The 19680-nt window shown below is 71.5% G+C and carries 20 protein-coding genes and 1 rRNA gene; 1 reads left to right on the plus strand and 20 read right to left on the minus strand.

The genetic code is table 11. The features are described 5' to 3' along the window. The 19 genes from der to ACFSDF_RS20345 all read right to left on the minus strand — a co-directional run. Positions 1 to 1304 (minus strand): ribosome biogenesis GTPase Der (gene der / locus ACFSDF_RS20255; protein WP_377159018.1); only part of this gene is annotated, 1304 nt, incomplete at its 3' end. Next, a complete protein-coding gene (gene cmk, locus ACFSDF_RS20260; protein ID WP_377159020.1) occupies positions 1301 to 1993 on the minus strand; it encodes a (d)CMP kinase in 693 nt (230 codons plus the stop codon). The genes cmk and der, both read right to left, overlap by 4 nt. Positions 1994 to 2048: 55 nt before the next feature. After that, positions 2049 to 3131, minus strand: coding sequence for a prephenate dehydrogenase (locus tag ACFSDF_RS20265; RefSeq protein WP_167002459.1), 1083 nt, complete (start codon positions 3129 to 3131; stop codon positions 2049 to 2051). Continuing rightward, the gene (locus ACFSDF_RS20270; RefSeq protein ID WP_377159022.1) at positions 3128 to 3865 is read right to left on the minus strand and encodes a pseudouridine synthase; all 738 of its coding nucleotides are present in this window, start codon (positions 3863 to 3865) and stop codon (positions 3128 to 3130) included. Before ACFSDF_RS20270 ends, ACFSDF_RS20265 begins: the two co-directional genes overlap by 4 nt. Further along, positions 3862 to 4515: an SMC-Scp complex subunit ScpB gene (gene scpB / locus ACFSDF_RS20275; protein WP_167002455.1), complete on the minus strand. Its 654-nt coding sequence runs from the start codon at positions 4513 to 4515 to the stop codon at positions 3862 to 3864. Before scpB ends, ACFSDF_RS20270 begins: the two co-directional genes overlap by 4 nt. Continuing rightward, on the minus strand, positions 4502 to 5359 hold the full coding sequence (locus ACFSDF_RS20280; RefSeq protein ID WP_167251103.1) for a segregation and condensation protein A: 858 nt from the start codon (positions 5357 to 5359) through the stop codon (positions 4502 to 4504). Before ACFSDF_RS20280 ends, scpB begins: the two co-directional genes overlap by 14 nt. Beyond that, a complete protein-coding gene (locus ACFSDF_RS20285) occupies positions 5356 to 5694 on the minus strand; it encodes a hypothetical protein (protein ID WP_167002451.1) in 339 nt (112 codons plus the stop codon). Before ACFSDF_RS20285 ends, ACFSDF_RS20280 begins: the two co-directional genes overlap by 4 nt. Beyond that, on the minus strand, positions 5679 to 6566 hold the full coding sequence (locus ACFSDF_RS20290; protein ID WP_167002449.1) for a ParA family protein: 888 nt from the start codon (positions 6564 to 6566) through the stop codon (positions 5679 to 5681). Before ACFSDF_RS20290 ends, ACFSDF_RS20285 begins: the two co-directional genes overlap by 16 nt. Positions 6567 to 6747: 181 nt before the next feature. Continuing rightward, positions 6748 to 7686, minus strand: a complete 939-nt coding sequence (xerD, locus tag ACFSDF_RS20295) for a site-specific tyrosine recombinase XerD (RefSeq protein WP_167251105.1) — start codon at positions 7684 to 7686, stop codon at positions 6748 to 6750. After that, a complete protein-coding gene (ald, locus tag ACFSDF_RS20300) occupies positions 7687 to 8799 on the minus strand; it encodes an alanine dehydrogenase (RefSeq protein WP_167251107.1) in 1113 nt (370 codons plus the stop codon). Positions 8800 to 8841: 42 nt separating this feature from the next. Further along, complete coding sequence (locus ACFSDF_RS20305) at positions 8842 to 9495, minus strand: NUDIX domain-containing protein (protein ID WP_208322313.1); 654 nt, start codon at positions 9493 to 9495, stop codon at positions 8842 to 8844. Beyond that, complete coding sequence (locus ACFSDF_RS20310) at positions 9492 to 11216, minus strand: CTP synthase (RefSeq protein WP_167002443.1); 1725 nt, start codon at positions 11214 to 11216, stop codon at positions 9492 to 9494. Before ACFSDF_RS20310 ends, ACFSDF_RS20305 begins: the two co-directional genes overlap by 4 nt. Before the next feature lie 157 nt (positions 11217 to 11373). Beyond that, entirely contained in the window at positions 11374 to 12267 is an 894-nt protein-coding gene (locus ACFSDF_RS20315; RefSeq protein WP_167002441.1) for a copper transporter, read from the minus strand. Next, positions 12267 to 13442, minus strand: coding sequence for a putative cytokinetic ring protein SteA (gene steA / locus ACFSDF_RS20320; RefSeq protein ID WP_377159028.1), 1176 nt, complete (start codon positions 13440 to 13442; stop codon positions 12267 to 12269). Before steA ends, ACFSDF_RS20315 begins: the two co-directional genes overlap by 1 nt. A 60-nt stretch (positions 13443 to 13502) precedes the next feature. Next, positions 13503 to 15206 (minus strand): DNA repair protein RecN, encoded by a 1704-nt coding sequence (gene recN, locus ACFSDF_RS20325; RefSeq protein ID WP_377159030.1) that lies wholly within the window; start codon positions 15204 to 15206, stop codon positions 13503 to 13505. A gap of 3 nt (positions 15207 to 15209) precedes the next feature. After that, complete coding sequence (locus tag ACFSDF_RS20330) at positions 15210 to 16154, minus strand: NAD kinase (protein WP_167002435.1); 945 nt, start codon at positions 16152 to 16154, stop codon at positions 15210 to 15212. Further along, a complete protein-coding gene (locus ACFSDF_RS20335) occupies positions 16151 to 16984 on the minus strand; it encodes a TlyA family RNA methyltransferase (RefSeq protein ID WP_377159032.1) in 834 nt (277 codons plus the stop codon). The genes ACFSDF_RS20330 and ACFSDF_RS20335 overlap by 4 nt, the downstream gene beginning before the upstream one ends. Continuing rightward, positions 16981 to 17211, minus strand: a complete 231-nt coding sequence (locus ACFSDF_RS20340; protein WP_167002431.1) for a hypothetical protein — start codon at positions 17209 to 17211, stop codon at positions 16981 to 16983. The genes ACFSDF_RS20335 and ACFSDF_RS20340 overlap by 4 nt, the downstream gene beginning before the upstream one ends. Positions 17212 to 17239: 28 nt before the next feature. Continuing rightward, positions 17240 to 18337 (minus strand): HAD-IIA family hydrolase, encoded by a 1098-nt coding sequence (locus ACFSDF_RS20345; protein WP_167251115.1) that lies wholly within the window; start codon positions 18335 to 18337, stop codon positions 17240 to 17242. Between the two features lie 44 nt (positions 18338 to 18381). Between ACFSDF_RS20345 and ACFSDF_RS20350 the strand changes: the two genes are divergently transcribed. Beyond that, the gene (locus ACFSDF_RS20350; protein WP_167251117.1) at positions 18382 to 19482 is read left to right on the plus strand and encodes a DUF1015 family protein; all 1101 of its coding nucleotides are present in this window, start codon (positions 18382 to 18384) and stop codon (positions 19480 to 19482) included. Between the two features lie 101 nt (positions 19483 to 19583). Here the strand turns inward: ACFSDF_RS20350 and rrf are convergent. After that, a 5S ribosomal RNA gene (gene rrf, locus ACFSDF_RS20355) occupies positions 19584 to 19680 on the minus strand; the annotation flags it as partial.

The raw sequence follows: 19680 nt of genomic DNA on the forward strand, positions 1-19680 counted from the left end.
GGCGAGCCCTCGAACCCGTACTCCTCGCGCAGGCGGCGCTCGATGAACCGCAGGTACTGGTCCTCGAGCTTGCCCGACGTGAACAGGACGAACGTCGGCGGAGCCACACTCGCCTGCGTCCCGAACATCACCTTGGGCTGCTTGCCGCTGCGGACGGGGTGCGGGTGCTCGGCGACCAGGCGACCGAGGAACGCGTTGAGCAGGCCGGTCGGCACACGGGTGTACCAGCCGTCGAGCGCCGTGTTGAGCGCCCGGACGACCCGGTCCACGTGCCAGCCGGTCAGCGCCGTGATGTTGACGCGCGGCGCCCACTGGACCTGGACGAGCTCGCGGGTGATCTCGCGGTCCAGATAGTAGCGACGCTCGTCGTCGACGAGGTCCCACTTGTTGAACGCGATGACTAGCGCGCGCCCGGCCTCCTCGACCTGACGGATGATCCGCAGGTCCTGCTCGGAGATCGACTCGCTGGAGTCGAGGACGACGACGGCGACCTCGGCGCGCTCGATCGCGGTGGTCGTACGGAGGCTCGCGTAGTACTCGTGGCCCGACGCCTCCTTGACGCGCTTGCGGATGCCGGCGGTGTCGATGAACCGCCACACCTCTCCCCCGAGCTCGACGAGCTCGTCGACGGGATCGACGGTCGTGCCGGCGACGCTGTCGACGACGACGCGCTCCGACCCGGCGAGCTTGTTGAGGAGGCTCGACTTGCCCGCGTTGGGCTTGCCGACGAGCGCGATGCGGTGCGGGCCCTCGTCCTCGTCGTCAGTCTCCTGCGGCGCCTCCGGAAGCACGTCGAGGATGATGTCGAGCAGGTCGCCCGCTCCGCGCCCGTGCAGCGCGGAGACCGGGAACGGCTCGCCCAGGCCGAGGTTCCACAGACCCGCGGCCTCCAGCTCGCCGCGCTCGTCGTCGACCTTGTTGGCGACCAGGATGACGGGCTTACCCGAACGCCGCAGGACCTTCACGACCTCCTCGTCGGCGTCGGTGATGCCGACCGTCGCGTCGACGACGAACAGCACCGCGTCGGCGGCGGCCACGGCAACCTCGGCCTGAGCGGCGATGCGCTCGGCCAGGCCCTTCGCGTCCGGGTCCCAGCCGCCGGTGTCGACGACGGTGAACTCGCGGCCGCTCCACTCGGCGTCGTACGAGACACGGTCACGGGTGACGCCCGGCACGTCCTGCACGACGGCCTCGCGGCGGCCGAGGATACGGTTCACCAGCGTCGACTTGCCGACGTTGGGTCGGCCCACGACGGCAAGCACGGGGACACGCAGCGCGCCCCCTTCGGTGGCAGTTTCGGTCATGAAGTGGTTCCTCCGAGATCGGGTAGGGCCTTCGCCGCGAGGCGAACGACCTCGTCGATCACCTCGTCGAGAGTCAGATGGGTCGTGTCGAGCTCGATCGCGTCGTCGGCCTTGGCCAGAGGCGACGTCGTACGCGAGGAGTCGATCGCGTCGCGTCGCTGCAACGAAGCGGCGGTGGCCTCGACGTGCGCGGCCTCCGGTTGTCCTTGCTCCGCCGCACGGCGGGCGGCGCGCGCAGCGGTGTCGGCCACGAGGAAGAGCTTGAGCCGCGCATCCGGGGCGACGACCGTCCCGATGTCGCGGCCCTCGATGACGATCCCGTCCGACGCAGCGATGGTCTCGCGCTGGAGGGCGACGAGCCGCTGGCGCACCTCGGGCACGCGGCTCACCTGGCTGACCGCGTCGGTGACCCGCTGGGTGCGGATCGGCCCGGACACGTCCACGCCGTCGGCCGCGATCGTCGGCGCCTGGGGGTCGGTGCCGGAGAGAATGTCGACGTCGGCCGCGGCGGCGGCGACGGCCACCGGGTCCTCGACGTCGACGCCCCGCTCGAGCACCGCCCAGGTCATGGCGCGGTACATCGCCCCGGTGTCCAGGTACGCCAGGCCGAGGTGCGTCGCGACGCCTCGCGCCGTGCTCGACTTGCCCGATCCGGAAGGGCCGTCGAGGGCGATGACTGCTGGGGGCACGGGGCCAACCTTTCTCACAGGGGTACTCGTTGAGCTGTTCTCATCGAGCTGTTCGTCATAGGTGCGTGGTCCATCCGCGCTCGGTGAGCGCGACGGTGAGCTCCTCGGCACGCTCGGAGCGCACCGCGATCTCGGCGACGCCCACCGGGCGGCCGAGGTCGTGGTCGATACGCAGGTCTTCGATGTTCACTCCCGATTCTCCCGTATCACGGAAGAGGCGCCCCAACTCGCCCGGCTGATCGGGCACCTGGACGAACACAGAGGTCAGCGCAGGGGTGAGCTCCTCGCCGTGCTTGCCCGGAATCAGGCGGGTCCCCGCGACTCCCCGGCCGAGCACGTCCTCGATCACGTGGCCCCGCTCGATGCCGTCCAGCAGCTCGTCGAGGTCGTCGCGCACGCCGCGCAGCAGCTCGGCCAGCGGGAGCCTGTTGGCGTGCAGGATCTGGCGCCAGAGCACGGGGTCGCTGGCCGCGATCCGGGTGACGTCACGCAGGCCCTGCCCGGCGAGGGCGAGGTGGTCGGCCGGGCCACCGTGCAGACGCGACGCGGTGAGGACGGACATCACCTGGGGCAGGTGCGAGACCCGCGCGACGGCGAGGTCGTGCTCGTCCGGCGGCATCTCGACCAGCGTGGCGCCCACGACGTGTGCGAGATCACGGACGCGTTCGAGGGCCACCTCCGACGCAGCCGCGTGCGGGGTCACGGCCCACGCCCGGCCCTCGAACAGCGTCTCTGAGGCCGCAGTCGGTCCCGAGCGCTCGCTGCCGGCCATCGGATGGCTCCCGACGTAGCGCTCCAGCCCCTCCGTACCGGCCGACGCGAGCGCCTCGAGGGGCGGGAGCTTGACGCTCCCGACATCGGTGACCACCGCTGCGGGCCACTCCGCCAAGGCGTCCGCGACGACCTCGGCGACGAAGTCCGGCGGCACGGCGACGACGACGAGGGCCACGGACTCCGGCTCGTCCACGGTGCCGGCGCCGAGCATCTGGGCCGTACGGGCGTGGTCGTGCTGGAGGTCGCGCAGGTGCACCGGCACGCCAGCACGCGTCAGCGCGAGGGCGACGGAGGTGCCGACGAGCCCGCACCCCACCACGAGGGCGGGGCCGTCGATCGTACGGGGCTGGGCGTCGGCACTCACAGCCCCACGCTATCCAACAGGACCCCGAGCTCGTCCGACGTGAGCTCTCGGAGGTCGCCCGGCTTCATGCCGCCCAGGTGGATGCCCCCGAAACCGGTACGGGTCAGCCGGACGACGGGGTGGCCGACGGCGTCGAGCATCCTGCGGACGATCCGGTTGCGGCCGAGGTGGATGTCGAGCTCGACGATGCTGCGGTCGGCTGCCATCTGCTTCACGACGAAGCGGTCCACCTGGACAGGCCCGTCGTCGAGCGTGATGCCGTCGCGCAGCGTGCGGCCGAGGCCACGGGCGACCTGGCCCTCCACCTCGGCGACGTAGGTCTTGGTGATCTCGAACGACGGGTGCGCCATCCGGTTGGCGAACTCGCCGTCGTTGGTGAGCAGCAGCAGCCCGCTGGTGTCGGTGTCGAGCCGGCCGACGTGGAAGAGCCGCTCAGGACGGTCGGCCGCGTACGAGGACAGGTCCGGGCGGCCCTGCTCGTCGCTCATCGTCGAGACGACGCCGCGGGGCTTGTTGAGGACCAGATAGACGTGGTCCGACGCGGGCGGGATGCGCTTGCCGTCGACGTGGATCATGTCCGTACGGGGGTCGACCCGGCGCCCCATCTGGGTGACGACCTCGCCGTTGACCGACACCCGGCCGCGCTCCATGAGGATCTCGCAGGCACGCCGCGAACCGACCCCTGCCTGGGCCAGCACCTTCTGCAGACGGATGCCTTCGGGCAACTCGCTCACGCGTCCTCCTCTGTTCCTTGTACGTCCGCCGGTCGAGCCTGTCCAGACCCCTCCACCGGCGCTCCGAGACCCTCCGGGTCGCCCATCTCCTCCATCTCCGGCAGGAACGGCGCCAGGTCGGGCAGCTCGTCGAGGCTGCCCAGCCCCATCCGCTCCAAGAAGTACGGGGTGGTCGCGTACAAGACCGCCCCTGTCTCATTGTCGGCGCCGGCCTCCGCGACCAGACCACGGGTCACGAGCGTGCGCATGACGCCGTCGACGTTGACGCCGCGGATCGCCGACACGCGCGCCCTCGAGATCGGCTGGCGGTAGGCCACCACGGCCATCGTCTCCAGCGCCGCCTGGGTGAGCCGTGCCTGCTGCCCGTCCAGGACGAACCGCTCCACCGCGCCGGCATACGTGTCGCGGGTGGAGAACCGCCAGCCGCCGGCGACCTGCCGCAGCGCGAACCCGCGCTCCTCGTCGTCGTAGGACCGTGCGAGCTCGACGAGCGCGGTCTCGACATCGGCGGGCGGGTGCCCCACTGCCGAGGCGAGCGTGAGGTGGTCGAGCGGCTGGTCGGCCACCATGAGGACCGCCTCCAGCGCAGGGCGCAGCGGGTACGCGGGCGCCTCCGCGCCACTCGGCTCCGTCGCGTCAGTCTCGTCCATCGCCATCCTCACCTGCGGCCTCCTGGGCCGCCTCGTCGTCTTCGTCGAACTCCGTGCTGACCTCGACCTCACCGTCCTCGGATCCCGTCCAGCGGATCGTCAGCTCCCCCAACGGGGTCACCTGGTCGAACGCGACGACCCCCTCACGGAACAGCTCGAGCAGCGAAAGGAAGCGCGCCACCTTCGTGAGCATGTCCGGGGCGTCCGCGACCAGCGTCCGGAACGTCAGCGACGTCCCGCGGCGCAGCCGCTCGACCACCACGACGGCCTGGTCCCGCACGCTGACCTGCGGGGCGTGCAGATGCGCGAGCGACACGAGCGGCGGCACCTTGGGCTGCATCGCCTTCGCGGCGAGCATGGCCAGCTCCTCCGGACCGACGCTGATGAGCACCTCGGGCAGCAGCGTCGCGAACCGCTCCTCCAACGCCACGTCGCGGGGGAACCGCTTCGACTCCTCCTCGAGCCGTTCGCGCATCCGTGCGGCGACCAGCTTGAACGCGCGGTACTGCAGTAGGCGCGCGAACAGCAGGTCACGCGCCTCCAGGAGCGCCAGGTCGTCCTCGTCCTCGACGTCGGCCTGCGGCAGCAGCCGCGCGGCCTTGAGGTCGAGCAGCGTCGACGCGACCAGCAGGAACTCCGTAGTCTGCTCCAGGTCGCCGTCCGGACCCATCGCCTTCAGGTGCGCGATGAACTCGACGGTCACCTTGGACAGTGCGATCTCGGTGATGTCGAGCTTGTGCTTCGCGATCAGCTGCAGGAGCAGGTCGAACGGCCCCTCGTACGCGTCGAGGTGGACGACGAACCCTGTCGAGCTCGCCTGCTCGCCGACCTCGGGTCCGCTCACGTGGCCCCGAGTCGTCGGGCGAGCTCGCTGTCGGCGCCGTTCTCGTCGTAGTCGGCCAGCGCCATCGCGAGGGCGACGCGGATCAGCCGGCCCCGGTCGAGGGTCTGGCCGAGGTCGCGGCGCAGCTCGAGGCGCGTGTGCTCGAGGTCGAGCAGCTCGTCCGAGGTCATGTAGACCGTGACCTTGCTGTCGTGCTTCACCCGTCCGCTCGAGCGTCCCGAGGAGGCACCGTCGTCGGTCGACGCGTCGGCCGCGGGAGCAGCCTCCGACGCGGCCTCAGCGGTGGTCGGTCGGAAGAGCTCGTCGGCGCCAGGCAGCTTCACACGCCGGGGCACCGGACGAGCACCTCCCGCGCAAGCTGACGATAGGCATCGGCACCCGGAGAGTCGGAGGCGAACTCGGTGATCGGCTCGCCCGCGACCGTGGCATCGGAGAACTTCACCGTACGCCGGATCACGGTGTGGAAGACCTTGTCGCCCCACCCGTCCACGAGCGTCTGGAGCACCTCACGGCTGTGCAGGGTGCGGCTGTCGTACATCGTGCCGAGCAGACCGATGATCTCGAGATCGAAGTTGGTCCGCTGGCGCACCTTCTCGATGGTCTCCTTGAGCAGGGCGACCCCGCGCAGGGCGAAGTATTCGCACTCCAACGGGATCAGGACGCCGTCGCAGGCGGTCAACGCGTTCACGGCGAGCAGGCCGAGCGACGGCTGGCAGTCGATGAGGATGACGTCGTAGTCGTTGAGCACCGGGCGCAGCATCCGCGCGAGGGTCTGCTCGCGCCCGACCTCGTGGACCAGGTGCATCTCGGCGCCGGACAGGTCGATGCTGGACGGCAGCAGGTGCAGGTTGGCCGTACGGGTCTTGAGGAGGACGTCGGACACCTCGACGTCGTCGTGCATCAGCAGGTGGTAGACCGTCGCGTCGAGATCGTGCGCGGGGAAGCCCAGCCCGACCGTCATCGACGCCTGAGGGTCGAAGTCGACCAACAGCACGCGCCGGCCCGTCTCGGCCAGCGCGGCACCGAGGTTGATCGCCGTGGTGGTCTTGCCGACTCCGCCCTTCTGGTTGCACAGGGCGATGACATAGGCGGGGCCTCCGCTCGGGGGGCCCGGCTGGGGGAAGTCAGGTAGGGGGCGGCCGGTCGGCCCGTTCTTGGCGCTGGTCGACGGTCCGAGGTCGCCGAGCAGATCACTGGTGTGGTTCATGCGCACTCGATCCCATGAAGATGGCTGTTTGGACTCTAGCAAGTCGACAAGTCTCCTCCGCCACGCCGCGCGGAGTGTCGGCGTACGCCCCGCAATTTGACGGGTTTCCCACCCTTTGCTGCACCCGATTCGGTGGATAACCCGTCAAATCGCGGGGCGGAAGGTCTCTCGGGGCGGGAGGTCACGCGAGGGCGCGCGGGTGGGCCGTCGCGTACACCTCGCGGAGCTTGTCGATCGTGACCAGCGTGTAGACCTGGGTGGTCGTCACCGACGCGTGCCCGAGCAGCTCCTGCACCACGCGGACGTCGGCGCCACCGTCGAGCAGGTGCGTCGCGAACGAGTGGCGCAGGGTGTGGGGCGACACGTCGACCGCGATCCCGGCCCGCTGAGCCGCCTTCGCCAGCACCGTCCACGCGCTCTGCCGCGACAACCGTCCACCGCGCGAGTTGAGGAACACCGCTCCCCCGTTGTCGCGGGCGCTCACCAGGCTCGGCCGCACGTCAACGAGGTACGACCGAACCGCGTCGACGGCGAACCGTCCCACCGGCACGACGCGCTGCTTGCCGCCCTTGCCGCGCAGCAGCACCTGAGCGGACTCCAGGTCCAGGTCGTCGACGTCGAGCCCGACGGCCTCCGAGATCCGCGCCCCCGTGCCGTACAGCAGCTCGAGCAGCGCGCGGTCACGGGCCGCGAGCCCCGTACCCGCCGATCCCGCCGCGTCGAGGATCGCCTCGACCTCCTCGACAGCGAGTGCCTTGGGCAGCCGGCGTGGCGGTGTGGGCGGCTTGACCTCGGCGGCCACGTCCCGTCCGACGGTGCCCTCGCGCACGGCGAACTTGTGGAACCCGCGCGCCGCGACGAGCGTCCGCGCCGCGCTCGGGGCGGACAGCGGCACATGATCCTCGTCGCCCTCGCGCAGGTGCACGAGGAACTCGGTGACATCTGCCTCCGCGATCTCGTCGACGCCCTCGATGCCGCGGGCGTCGAGGTAGGCGACGTAACGGCGCAGGTCACGCCGGTACGACGTCAGCGTGTTGGCCGCGAGGCCGCGCTCGATCGCGAGGTGGCTGAGGTACTCCTCGACGAGTCGACCGACGGGGGTCCGGTCGTCGTCGGCCACCTAGGCCACGACCTCGTCCGGTGTCACGTACGCCAGACCGTGCGCCTCGGCGACGCCTTCGTTGGTGACCCGCCCGTCGTGCACGTTCAGTCCGGCACGGAGGGCGGGATCGGCCCGCAGCGCGTCGCGCCAGCCGGCGTCCGCCAGCGCGAGCACGTACGGGAGGGTCACGTTGGTGAGCGCGTACGTGGAGGTGTGCGGGACGGCGCCGGGCATGTTGGCCACGCAGTAGAACACCGACTGCTCAACCACGAACGTCGGCTCGACGTGCGTGGTGGGACGCGAGTCTTCGAAGCAGCCGCCTTGGTCGATCGCGATGTCGACGAGCACGCTGCCCGGGCGCATCGCGGCGACCATCTCGTGGGTGACCAGACAGGGGGCCTTGGCTCCGGGCACCAGCACGGCCCCGATGACGAGGTCGGCGTCGGCGATCGCGCCCTCGACCTGGTAGCGGTTGGACGCCACGGTCTGCATACGACCACCGAACTCGATGTCGAGCTGGCGCAGGCGTGCCACATTGATGTCGAGCAGCGAGACCCGCGCGCCCATCCCGAGAGCGACAGCGGCCGCGTTGCGTCCGGAGACGCCGCCGCCGAGGACGACCACGTCGGCGGGGTGCACCCCGGGCACACCGCCCATGAGCACACCGCGACCCTCCGGCGCCAGGAGGTGGTACGCGCCGACCTGCGCCGAGAGCTTGCCGGCAACCTCGCTCATCGGCGCCAGCAGCGGCAGCGCGCCGTCGGCGGTCTGCACGGTCTCGTACGCGATCGCGGTCGTGCCCGACTCCACCAGCGCGTCGGTGCACTCACGCGACGCGGCGAGGTGGAGGTAGGTGAAGAGCACCTGGTCACGTCGCAGCCGTGCGTACTCCTCGGGGATCGGCTCCTTGACCTTGAGCACCAGGTCGGCGGCTGCCCAGACGTCGTCGGCACCGGGCAGGATGTCGGCCCCGGCACGGACGTACTCGTCGTCGGGGATCGACGAGCCTTCCCCCGCACCGGCCTCGATCAGCACCTCGTGCCCGGCCTCCCGCAGCTCGCGCACCCCGGCGGGGGTGATCGCGACGCGGTACTCGTGGACCTTGACCTCGCGTGGGACACCGACCTTCATCGTGCTCTCCTCCCCGGGCCGCCCGTCATGACACAGCCGATCCTAGGCGTCGGCACCCCTGTGTGCCCTCGCGTGGCACGCGAGGAGTCCGGCGACCGCGAGCGCGTTGGTGATCCGGCCGTCGAGCACGGCCGCGACCGCGTCCTCCAGCCGAACCCACACTGCCGTCATGTCGGCCTCTTCGTCGAGCCGTTCCGTACGGGCGTCGTCCGAGACCGCCTCCAGCCCGCGCGCCCAGAAGACCTCGACGCGCTCGTCGGTGAAGCCCGGCGACGAGCGCAGCGTCACCAGCGGCTCCCACGACGAGGCGACCAGGTCGGTCTCCTCGGCGAGTTCACGGACCGCTGCCTCACGCGGCGCCTCGCCCGCCACGTCGAGCAGGCCCGCCGGGAGCTCGACCAGGCGGTGGCGTACGGGATGGCGGTACTGCTCAAGGAGCAGCACCCGCCCCTGGTCGTCCGTCACGACGATGCCGACGGCGTCGTCGTGGCGCACCGTGGTGCGGTGGACGGCACCACCCTCGGGCGTCTCGACCTCGTCGAGGACCACGTCCACGAACGACGACGCGAACGGGGTCTCGCTCGCGCGGACCGGCCACGACTCGGCACGGTCGCCGAGCCGCTCGCCCGCACTCAGCAGGAGGCCGGGCAGGTCCGGGTGAGGGGCCCTGCCCGGGCCCGCTGCCGCCGTGCTCACGCGTGGGTCTCAGCCGGACGGCGCCGCAGCCCCGACTCGTCGACGGGCAGCCGCATCTCGCGCTGGCGGTCGATCGCCGCCGCGACGAGCCCCGCGAACAACGGGTGCGGACGGGTCGGGCGCGACCGCAGCTCGGGGTGGGCCTGAGTGCCGACGTAGTACGGATGCTCCTCGCGCGGCAGCTCGACGAACTCGACGAGGTGGTTGTCGGGCGAGACACCGGAGAACTGCAGCCCGGCCTTCTCGAGCGCGTCGCGGTAGCCGTTGTTGACCTCGTAGCGGTGCCGGTGCCGCTCAGAGACCTCGGTCGCCGCGTACGCCTCGGAGACCACCGAGCCTGGCGTCAGCCGCGCCGCGTACAGACCGAGGCGCATCGTGCCGCCGAGGTCGCCGGCGCCCTCGACGAAGGCCTCCTGCTCCGCCATCGTGGCGATGACCGGTTGATCGGTCGCCGGGTCGAACTCGGTCGAGCTCGCATCAGGGATGCCGGCGCGCTGGCGGGCGTACTCGATGACCATGCACTGCAGGCCGAGACACAGACCCAGCGTCGGAACCTTGTGCTCGCGTGCCCAGGTCAGCGCGCCGAGCTTGCCCTCGATGCCGCGGATGCCGAAGCCGCCGGGCACGCAGATCGCGTCGACGTCGCCGAGCCACTGCTGGGCGCCGGCCGGAGTGCTGCACTCGTCTGACGGCACCCACTTCACGCGGACCTTTGCCTCGTGCTGGAAGCCGCCTGCACGCAGCGCCTCAACGACCGACAGGTAGGCGTCCGGGAGGTCGACGTACTTGCCGACGAGCGCGACCGTGACCTCCTCCTCGGGCTCGTGGACGCGGCGCAGCAGCTGGTCCCACTGGGTCCAGTCGACGTCACGGAACGGCAGGTCGAGGCGCCGGACGACGTACGCGTCGAGGCCCTCGGCGTGCAGCACCTTGGGGATGTCGTAGATCGACGGCGCGTCGGCCGCCGTGACGACCGCTTCGGCGTCGACGTCGCACATCAGCGAGATCTTGCGCTTGACGTTGGCCGGGATCTCACGGTCGGAGCGGCAGACGATCGCATCGGGCTGGATGCCGATGGAGCGCAGCGCGGCGACCGAGTGCTGGGTCGGCTTGGTCTTGAGCTCACCCGACGGACCGATGTACGGCACGAGCGAGACGTGGAGGAAGAAGCAGTTGTCGCGTCCGATCTCGTGGCGGACCTGCCGTGCGGACTCGAGGAACGGCTGCGACTCGATGTCGCCGACCGTGCCGCCGATCTCGTGGATCACGACGTCGACGTGCGGACCGCCCATCGAGAGCATGCGGTCCTTGATCTCGTTGGTGATGTGCGGGATCACCTGGACCGTGTCGCCGAGGTAGTCGCCGCGCCGCTCGCGCGCGATGACCTCGGAATAGACCTGGCCCGTGGTCACGTTGGCGCGACCGACGAGGTCCTCGTCGAGGAAGCGCTCGTAGTGACCGATGTCGAGGTCGGTCTCCGCGCCGTCGTTGGTGACGAACACCTCGCCGTGCTGGAACGGGTTCATCGTGCCCGGGTCCACGTTGAGGTAGGGGTCGAGCTTCTGCATCGTGACCCGCATGCCGCGGGACTTGAGCAGCCGGCCGAGACTGGAGGCCGTGAGCCCCTTGCCCAGGGAAGAAGCTACGCCGCCGGTGACGAAGACGTGCTTGGTGGGCACCGAGTTTGCCAAGAGAACTCCCGTGATCGTGTGGGCGGTCATTGGAACGCTGCGCGCCTGACGACTGCACCTCTGGAGGAAGCAGCCCGACCAGTGCACACGCTCACGGAATTCCACCCTACCAACTCCCGCCAGCGCCGAGGGAAGCCACGCGCACGACGACGCGCCGCTGTGACCTGCGGCGCACCCGGTCGTACGGTCACGCGGCCGGCGGGAGCGGGCCACCGTCGGCGCCGGCGGTGCCGAAGTGGCCGACGGTGCCGGCGGCCTCGCGCTGCAGGGCGAGGACCGTCGCCACGTCCCCGAACGGGACGCCCACGATGTCGACGGTGGAGACGGAGTCGGCGGCGACGCCGTCTCGTACGGCCTCGACCGCTCCCCCGCGGACACCAGACCCGACCGGTCCGGCGACGAGCGTGCCTGTCCCGGCCGTGTCCAGCCCGGCGGCGAGCGTCGTGAGCAGCTCGCCGCGGCCCGACGAGAAGGCCTCGCTCGATCCGGCCACGATCACGGCGAGCTGCGCGCGGTGGGTCGGCATGGGGTCGGAGACGAGCAGGTCGCCCTCAACGAACGCCGACACGATGGTCTGGGCATGCGCGTCAGGGGGCGACGTCTGCGTCGCCGACAGGCCTCGACCGAGCGCAGTGGCGACCAGCTCGTAGTTGGCCAGCCCCTTGGCCTCGGTGTCAGGGACGCCCTTCAGCGCCTGCTGGGCGATGCCGCTGGCGAACTGCCGGTCGGCCGGGTCGAGGAGGCGGTCGGTCAGCGCCACCGTCCCCACGACCGAGCCGCCGGCCGCACGGAGCGCCGTGCCCACGGCGTCGACCGAGCTCTTCGGCACGCCGGGGAGGGTGACGACGACGACGGACTTGCCGGTGAGACGGCCGGCGACGGGCGTGGTGCCGAGCGACCCGCGGTATGCATCGGCGACCTTGCGAGCGGCGGTGTCCTCAGGAGTCGCCCTCGGTGCGGGACGATCCGCCGCAGCAGGCTCCGGCTCCGCGCCGGCGAGCACACCGGTTCCGAGGGCGATGCCGCCGGCCAGAGCGATGACGAGGGAGGCGCCGACGACGACGAGCGAGCGGATCGGCATCAGCCTCGGATCTCCTGAACGGTGGAGGTGATCTGGTCGCGGGCTGATTCGAACCACTCCGCCCCGACTGCTGTCGTCGCGAGCGCCGCGCCCAGCGCGACCATGGCGACGAAGAGGACGAGGAGCACCTGGAAGAGCGTGAACCGCGGCCGGTGCAGCCCGACCATCGCCCGCGCGTCGACGAGCTTCGCGCCCAGGCGCAGCCGGGTGAGATAGCGCGTCGCGCCGCCGGAGCGCGCGGAGTCGAGGAACTCGTCGAGGCTGCCGAAGCCGCCCACCGTCACGACCACCCGCGCACCGCGCGCGTCGGACAGCAGCAGCGCTGCCTCCTCCGAGCCGCTCGTGCCGGGGAACTCCACCGCCGTCCGCTGGAGGCGCTCCAGGCGCTCCTCGGTCTCGAGGTGGCGGCGGGACTCGGTCACGACGACCTCTCCCGCGACGCGCAGCGTACGGTCGCTCATCTGCGACATGTCGCCAACCACGACCGCAGGGTCGTAGCCCACGGTGACCAGGGCATCCGCGCCGGAGTCGACACCGATCAGCACCGGTTTGCGTTCCTTGAGGTAGCGCTTCATCGTCTTGAGCTCGCTCGCCGCCTGCGGGCCGGGAAGCACGACGACGACCTCGCGGCCATCCAGGGACGTTGCGAGCTCGGGGACACCGACGCCCTCGAGCAGGAGGGCGTGCTCGCGACGCAAGTACTCGCCGCTGTTGGCCGCCAGCGTCTCGAGCTGCACGGACATCCCCGTACGGCCTCGGCTCAGCATCTGCTCAACGAGCTCGTCGTCGAGCAGCGTGCCCTCGGCGAGGACGTCCTCTCCCCGTACGAGCGTGGCGCCGTCGAGACCGACCTTGTCGCCGTCCTTGACGCGTGTGAACAGATCGGTGCCGACGGCATCGATCAGCGGCACCCCCGCACCGACCAGGACCTGAGGCCCGAGGTTCGGGTAGCGGCCGGTGCTCGTCGGCACGACGTTGACCACGGCGACGGCACCACGCGAACGCAGTGCCTCGGCGGTCGTACGGTCGAGGTCCGGCAGGTCGACGACGGCGACGTCGCCGACGCGGACGCGCCGCACGTCACGTGCGCTGCGCACGAGGCGTGCGGGCCCCGTGACGTCGAGCTCGGTGTCAGGGGCCGTCCGGCGAAGGTTCAGCAGGCTCACTGTCGTCATGCTGCCACCGCGGGCTCCACGAACCCTGCAGGACGCGCCCCGGGCGTGTTCCGACCCCGCTCAGCGCAACGCGCGGTCCTCGGCGGCGAGGTCGACGAGCTCGCGAGCGTGCGCCTCAGCGGTCGCAGAGCCCTCGAGCCCGGCCAGCATCCGCGAGAGCTCGGCCACCCGCTCGTCGTCATCGAGGAGCGCGACCCCGCTGGTGGTCACGGTGCCGTCGTCGGACTTCAGCACGTGGTAGTGCCGGTCGCCGAACGCCGCGACCTGCGGGAGGTGCGTGACGACGAGGACCTGGGCGTTAGCGGCGAGTCGGGCCAGCCGCCGCCCGACCTCGATCGCCGCCTTGCCACCGATGCCGGCGTCGACCTCGTCGAAGACGAACGTGGGGACGCTCGCCTTGTCGGCGAGCACGACCTCGAGGGCGAGCATCACCCGCGAGAGCTCGCCGCCGCTGGCCCCCTTGGCGAGGGGTCGAGGCGCGGCGCCAGCGTTGGCCGCCAGCAGCAGCTCGACGTCGTCGACACCGTCCGGGCCCAGGTCGGACGGCTCAGGGGTCTCGGGGGTACGGACCTCCACCGCGATCCGCGCGTGCGGCATCGCGAGCGCCTCCAGCTCAGAACCGACCGCGGCGGCGAGCCGTCCCGCGGCGTCGCGGCGCCGCTCGCTGATCTCGGCGGCCCGGGCGAGGAGCTCGCCCTCGAGCGCGACGACCTCGTCGCGCAGCGCCGCGATCCGCTCGTCGTCGCCCCGGAGCGCCTTGGTCCGCTCCCGCGCGTCCTCGGCCCACCGCAGCACGTCGTCCAGCCCCGGACCGTACTTGCGGGTCAGCCCCGCCAGCGCCGCTCGCCGCTCCGTGACCGCAGCGAGGCGGGCCGGGTCGACCTCGACACCGTCGGAGTACGACGCGAGCTCGGCCGCGACGTCGCTGACCGTGAAGCGCACCTCCTCCAGGCGACGTGCCTGGACGTCGAGTGCCGGGTCGTGCTCACGGACCCCGTCGAGGAGCGCACCGGCCCGGCCGAGCAGGTCGAGGACGTCGGCGTCGTCGTCGACCTCCGACAGCAGCGTGTGCGCCTGTGCGGCGGCCACCACCAGAGACTCCGCGTGCGCGAGGCGACCCTCCTCGATACGCAGGGCCTCGTCCTCGCCCTCCTCCGGCGCCACCCCGGCGATCTCGTCCAGACCGAACAGGAGGACGTCGAGCTCGCGCAGCCGCTCCTGGCTGGCAGCGACGAGCTCCTCGTGCGTACGCCGGGCCTCTTGCAGCCGCGCGTACGCCGGCGCGTACTCCGCGAGCATCGCCGCGACGTCGCCGAACCGGTCCAGCGCCTCGCGCTGCGCGCCCGTACGGAGCAGACGGTGCTGGTCCGACTGGCCGTGCACGGCGACGAGCTGCTCGCTGACCCGCGCGAGCACGCCGGCCGGAACCGAAGAACCCCCGAGGTAGGCCCGTGACCGCCCGTCGCGGCCGATGGTGCGGGCCACCACGAGCTCGTCGCCCTCCAGCTCGGCGGGCGTCTCGGCGAGCACCGCGAGGACCGGCGCGAGACCACCGACATCGACGGTCGCCTCGACACGGAGCCGGTCGGCGCCGTGGCGGACGAGCCCCGCGTCGGCACGGGCACCTCTCAGCAGGCCCAACGCCGTCACGACCATCGTCTTGCCGGCACCGGTCTCGCCGGTGATCACCGTGAGGCCGGGGCCCAAGGACAGCTCAGCGTCGGCGATGACACCGAGCGAGGACAGTCGGATCTCCTGCCACACGGGCTATGCCTCCTCGGTGCGCCGAAGGGCCGCAGCGCCTCGCCAGCCGCTGACGGGCAGGTCGAACTTGCGGACGAGCCGGTCGGTGAAGGGGGCCTGGTGCAGCCGGGCGAGCCGGATGGACTTCTCACCCTGCCTGACCTCGACACGGGCGCCCGGCGGCAGCTCGTACGTCCGCCTGCCGTCGCACCAGAGCACCCCGGACGCCGGCGCCTCGGGGATCACCTGGATCGCCAGGAGCGACGTCGGAGAGACGACCATCGGGCGGGCGAAGAGGGCGTGGGCGCTGATGGGGACCATCAGCAGCGCCTCGACCTCGGGCCAGACGACCGGGCCGCCGGCGCTGAAGTTGTAGGCCGTGGAGCCTGTCGGGGTCGCACAGACGACGCCGTCGCAGCCCCAGCGAGAGACGGGGCGGTCGTCGATCGCGACGATGACCTCGAGCATCCGCTCGCGGGAGGCCTTCTCGACGGTGGCCTCGTTGAGCGCCCAGCTGCGCGCAACCTCGCGATCGTCGACGAAGACCCGCGCGTCGACGGTCATCCGCTCTTCGACCGTGTAGTCACGGGCCACGACGCGTCGCACCGTGTAGTCGAGGTCGTCGACGTCCGCCTCGGCGAGGAACCCCACGTGGCCGAGGTTGACCCCGACGAGCGGCGTGCCGCACTCGCGGACGAGCTCGGCCGCCCGCAGGATCGTCCCGTCGCCGCCGAAGACCACGGCCAGCTCGCAGTCACGCCCGGCGTCGACCGTCACGGGCACGACCTCGGCGTCCGGAAGCCCCCAGCGCTCCAGCGCCGCGGCATCCTCGTTGACGACCCTGACGGCGATCCCCTCGGCGACCATCGCCTGAGCGAACTCCGCGGCGACCTTGTTGGCCTCTTCGCGCCCCGTGTGGGCGAGGATCAGCACGCGTCGCGTGCCGGGCATCGAGGATTCGGTGCTCATCGCTGCTCCCCTCCACTCGGCCGGCCCAGCGGTCCCGCGTCCACCGCAGCGCGCACCTCGTCCTCGGTGACTTCAGCGGCGTCGCGCCGGAACCACCCAAAGTACTCGACGTTGCCGGTCGGGCCGGGCAACGGGCTCGCCGCCACCGCGCGGGTCCCCCAGCCCGTCGCCGCAGCGGCAGCGCAGACCCCGAGGACGGCGTCGACGTGAAGATCCGGGTCACGCACCACGCCCTTCTTGCCGACGCGATCCTTTCCCACCTCGAACTGCGGCTTGACCATCAGCACCATGTCGCCGTCGTCCACGCAGACGCGGGCGAGGGCAGGCATCACGAGCGTCAACGAGATGAAGGACAGGTCGGACACGATGAGATCGACGAGACCGCCGAGCGCCTCGGGCTCGAGGTCACGGACATTCGTCCGGTCGTGGACGTCGACGCGAGGATCCTGCTGAAGCGCCCACACGAGCTGGCCGTAGCCGACGTCGACCGCGACGACCTCGCGTACGCCACGCCGCAGCAGGACGTCGGTGAACCCGCCGGTGGACGCGCCCGCATCGAGGCACCGACGACCCTCGACCGTCAGGCCGAGCGGCTCGAAGGCCTCGAGGGCCCCGAGGAGCTTGTACGCCCCACGAGACGCATAGCCGGGGTCGCTCTGCGCGTCGCGGACCACGATCGCCTGGTCCGTGGTCACCTGGGTCGCCGCCTTGCCCGCCCGTGCGCCTGCCACGGACACGCGCCCCTGCGCGATCAGGTCGCTGGCCTGCTCGCGCGACCGGGCAAGTCCGCGGCGGACGAGCTCGGCATCGAGGCGCAGGCGCCTGCTCACGGGGCCTCGGGCCGTGGGGGCGTGGGGCCAGGCGGCGTCGGCGGGCGAGGACCGGGGGCCTGGCCCGCGGTCTGCAGCACCTCACGCAGCTTGGCGTGGACCGCCTCGTACACCTCGAGGTGCGACTCGACGGGCAGGTCGGCCAGCCGCTCGAGGTCGCTCAGCACGGCGTCGACCCGTGGGTCGCGTGCAGGCTCGTCGTGGTCTGCGGCTCCGCCTTCGGTCATCGCGTGCTCCTTCGTGTCGGCCTGTCGATCATCGCACTCCCCACTGACCGAGCGCGTCACGCACGTCGGAGACGTCGAGTCGGTCGAACGTCTCGCCCCCGACCTCGTCTCGGTGGTGCCATGCCAGGGCCACCGCCGCTCGAAGGAGGTCGACGGCGGCCTGTGCATCCTCCGGCGCGGCGGAGCCGTCGACGACGAGACGACCCTCGTGCCACAGGACAGCGGAGCCTCCGCACCGCGCCGCCTCGAGACCGTCGACCGTGACGGCGCGCTGAAGCAGTGCCAGCCCACGGAGGTCGGGTGCGAGGAACGTCGGCCGCGCGTACGCCGTGGCCGCGACGACCGTGTCGAGGTCGCACACGCCGGTGAAGACGAGGAGGCTGTCGCCGCCGACGTTGTTGGCGCCCTCGATGTCGGTGTCGAGCCGGTCGCCGACCACGAGCGGGTGCTCGCCCCCGACACGAAGGACGGTCTCGTCGAAGAGCGGCGCGTACGGCTTGCCGGCGACCTCCGGGACGCGGCCCGAGGCCGTCGCGACGGCGGCGACGAGCGTCCCGTTGCCGGGCGCCATACCGCGCGCGGTCGGGATCGACCCGTCCATGTTGCTGACGATCCAGGGGATGCCGCTCGCCGCCGCATACGCCCCCTCGGCGAGCTGCGCCCAGTCGAGCTCGGGTGAGAACCCCTGGACGACGGCTGCCGGCGCGTCCTCGGCGCTGCTCACCGGTACGAGACCGTGCTCCTGGAGAGCCTCGACGAGCCCCGCCCCTCCGACCACCAGCACCCGAGAGCCTCGAGGAACGGCGTCGGCGACCAGTCGCCCGGCTGCCTGAGCCGACGTCACGACGCTGTCGTCGTCCGTCGGCATCGCGAGTCCGCGCAGCTTCGCGACGACGTCGGACGGCGTACGAGAGGCGTTGTTCGTCACGTACGCCAGCCGCATCCCGGCATCCGCGGCCTCGGCGAGCGCGTCAGCAGCATGGTCGACGGCGTCCTCGCCGCGGTAGACGACCCCGTCGAGGTCGAGCATCGCCACGTCGTACGCCTCGCGCAGCGCGGTGTCGCACGCCGCCAGGGTGTGGACGGCGCGTCGGCGAGGATCAGGGGGATTCGTGTGGTCAGACATCGCCGACCAGCGTAGGCCCCGCAGCACTGGCCTACGATGCACCGGTGGACAACGGCGTGATCCGCCCTTTCAGGGCTGTGGGTTTCCGGGGCGGCGACGAGGTCGTCTCGTCCCGCACCTATGTGCCCGGCGTCAGCTGGTCCCACCTCCCGGCGGAGCTGCCGGCGCACCACGTTCTCCGACTTCTCGAACCCGCCTTCCGCGACAACGACCCCCAGACAGCAGCGCGGACGGCGGAGGCTTGGCTCGCCGACGGAGTCCTCGGCGAAGATCCCGAGCCGGCGATCTACGCCTCCCGCACCGTCGAGGACGGCCGCGAGGCGCTTGGGGTCATGGCACTGGTCGACCTCGAGTCCGGACGGCTGCGTCCCCACGAGGACGTAATCGCCGCGTACGCGATCAGGCAGGCGCGCCTCGCGGAGGCGACCCGCGCCCAGTGGGAGCCGATCACGGCGTACACGACCGACGCGCCGGTCGCACCGCTGCTCGACACGGTGGTGTCCCGTTCCGCCGACCACACGGCGCATGCCCCCGGGCGCAGCGACGAGGTCTGGGCGGTCTCCGACCCCTCGATCACCGCCGCGCTCGCCGCGCGCCTCGCTGAGCAGTCGCTCGTGATCGCCGACGGCCACCACCGGTACGCGGCCTGGCGGACGTCGCCCGAGCGTGCAGGGCGCTTCGCGCTCACCCTCGTCCTCGACCGGCCGTCGGTGAGCGTCGGACCGATCCACCGGGTCGTCTCCGACATGGATCTCGACGAGGCGCTCAAGGGGCTCCCGCTGCCCGTCGTCGAGCTCGCAGACGCCGATGCGGCCGAAGGATTCGTCTCGGTCGGAGAGTCGCGATGCGTCCTGACGGACGGTCGTCGTTTCCTCGGCGTGGATGCGTACGAGTGCGCGCCGCGCTGGGTCGAGGACGTCTTCACGCCGCACCACGGTCTCGAGTCCGACGCGGTCGCTTATGACCCGGACCTCCGTGGCGCCGCCAGAGCAGCTGAGGAGGCCGGCGGTGTCGCTCTGCTTCTCGCCACCCCGACGCTCGCCACGGTCACCCGCGCCGCGACGTCGGGGCGGCTGCTCCCCCACAAGTCCTCGTGGTTCCGCCCGAAGCCCCGCGTGGGCATGGTCATGCGTCGCTGGGACTGAGCACCAGCTCGTCTTCTGCGGGACCCGCGAAAGATGCCGGGAGGGAACGCAAAAATGACCGTAGGCCGTCACCATTGGTGACGGCCTACGGCCTAAATATTGTCCGGCGGCGTCCTACTCTCCCACACAGTCTCCCGTGCAGTACCATCGGCGCTGAAGGGCTTAACTTCCGGGTTCGGAATGTTGCCGGGTGTTTCC

It is taken from the genome of Mumia zhuanghuii (assembly GCF_042681565.1).
GTDB lineage: Bacteria > Actinomycetota > Actinomycetes > Propionibacteriales > Nocardioidaceae > Mumia.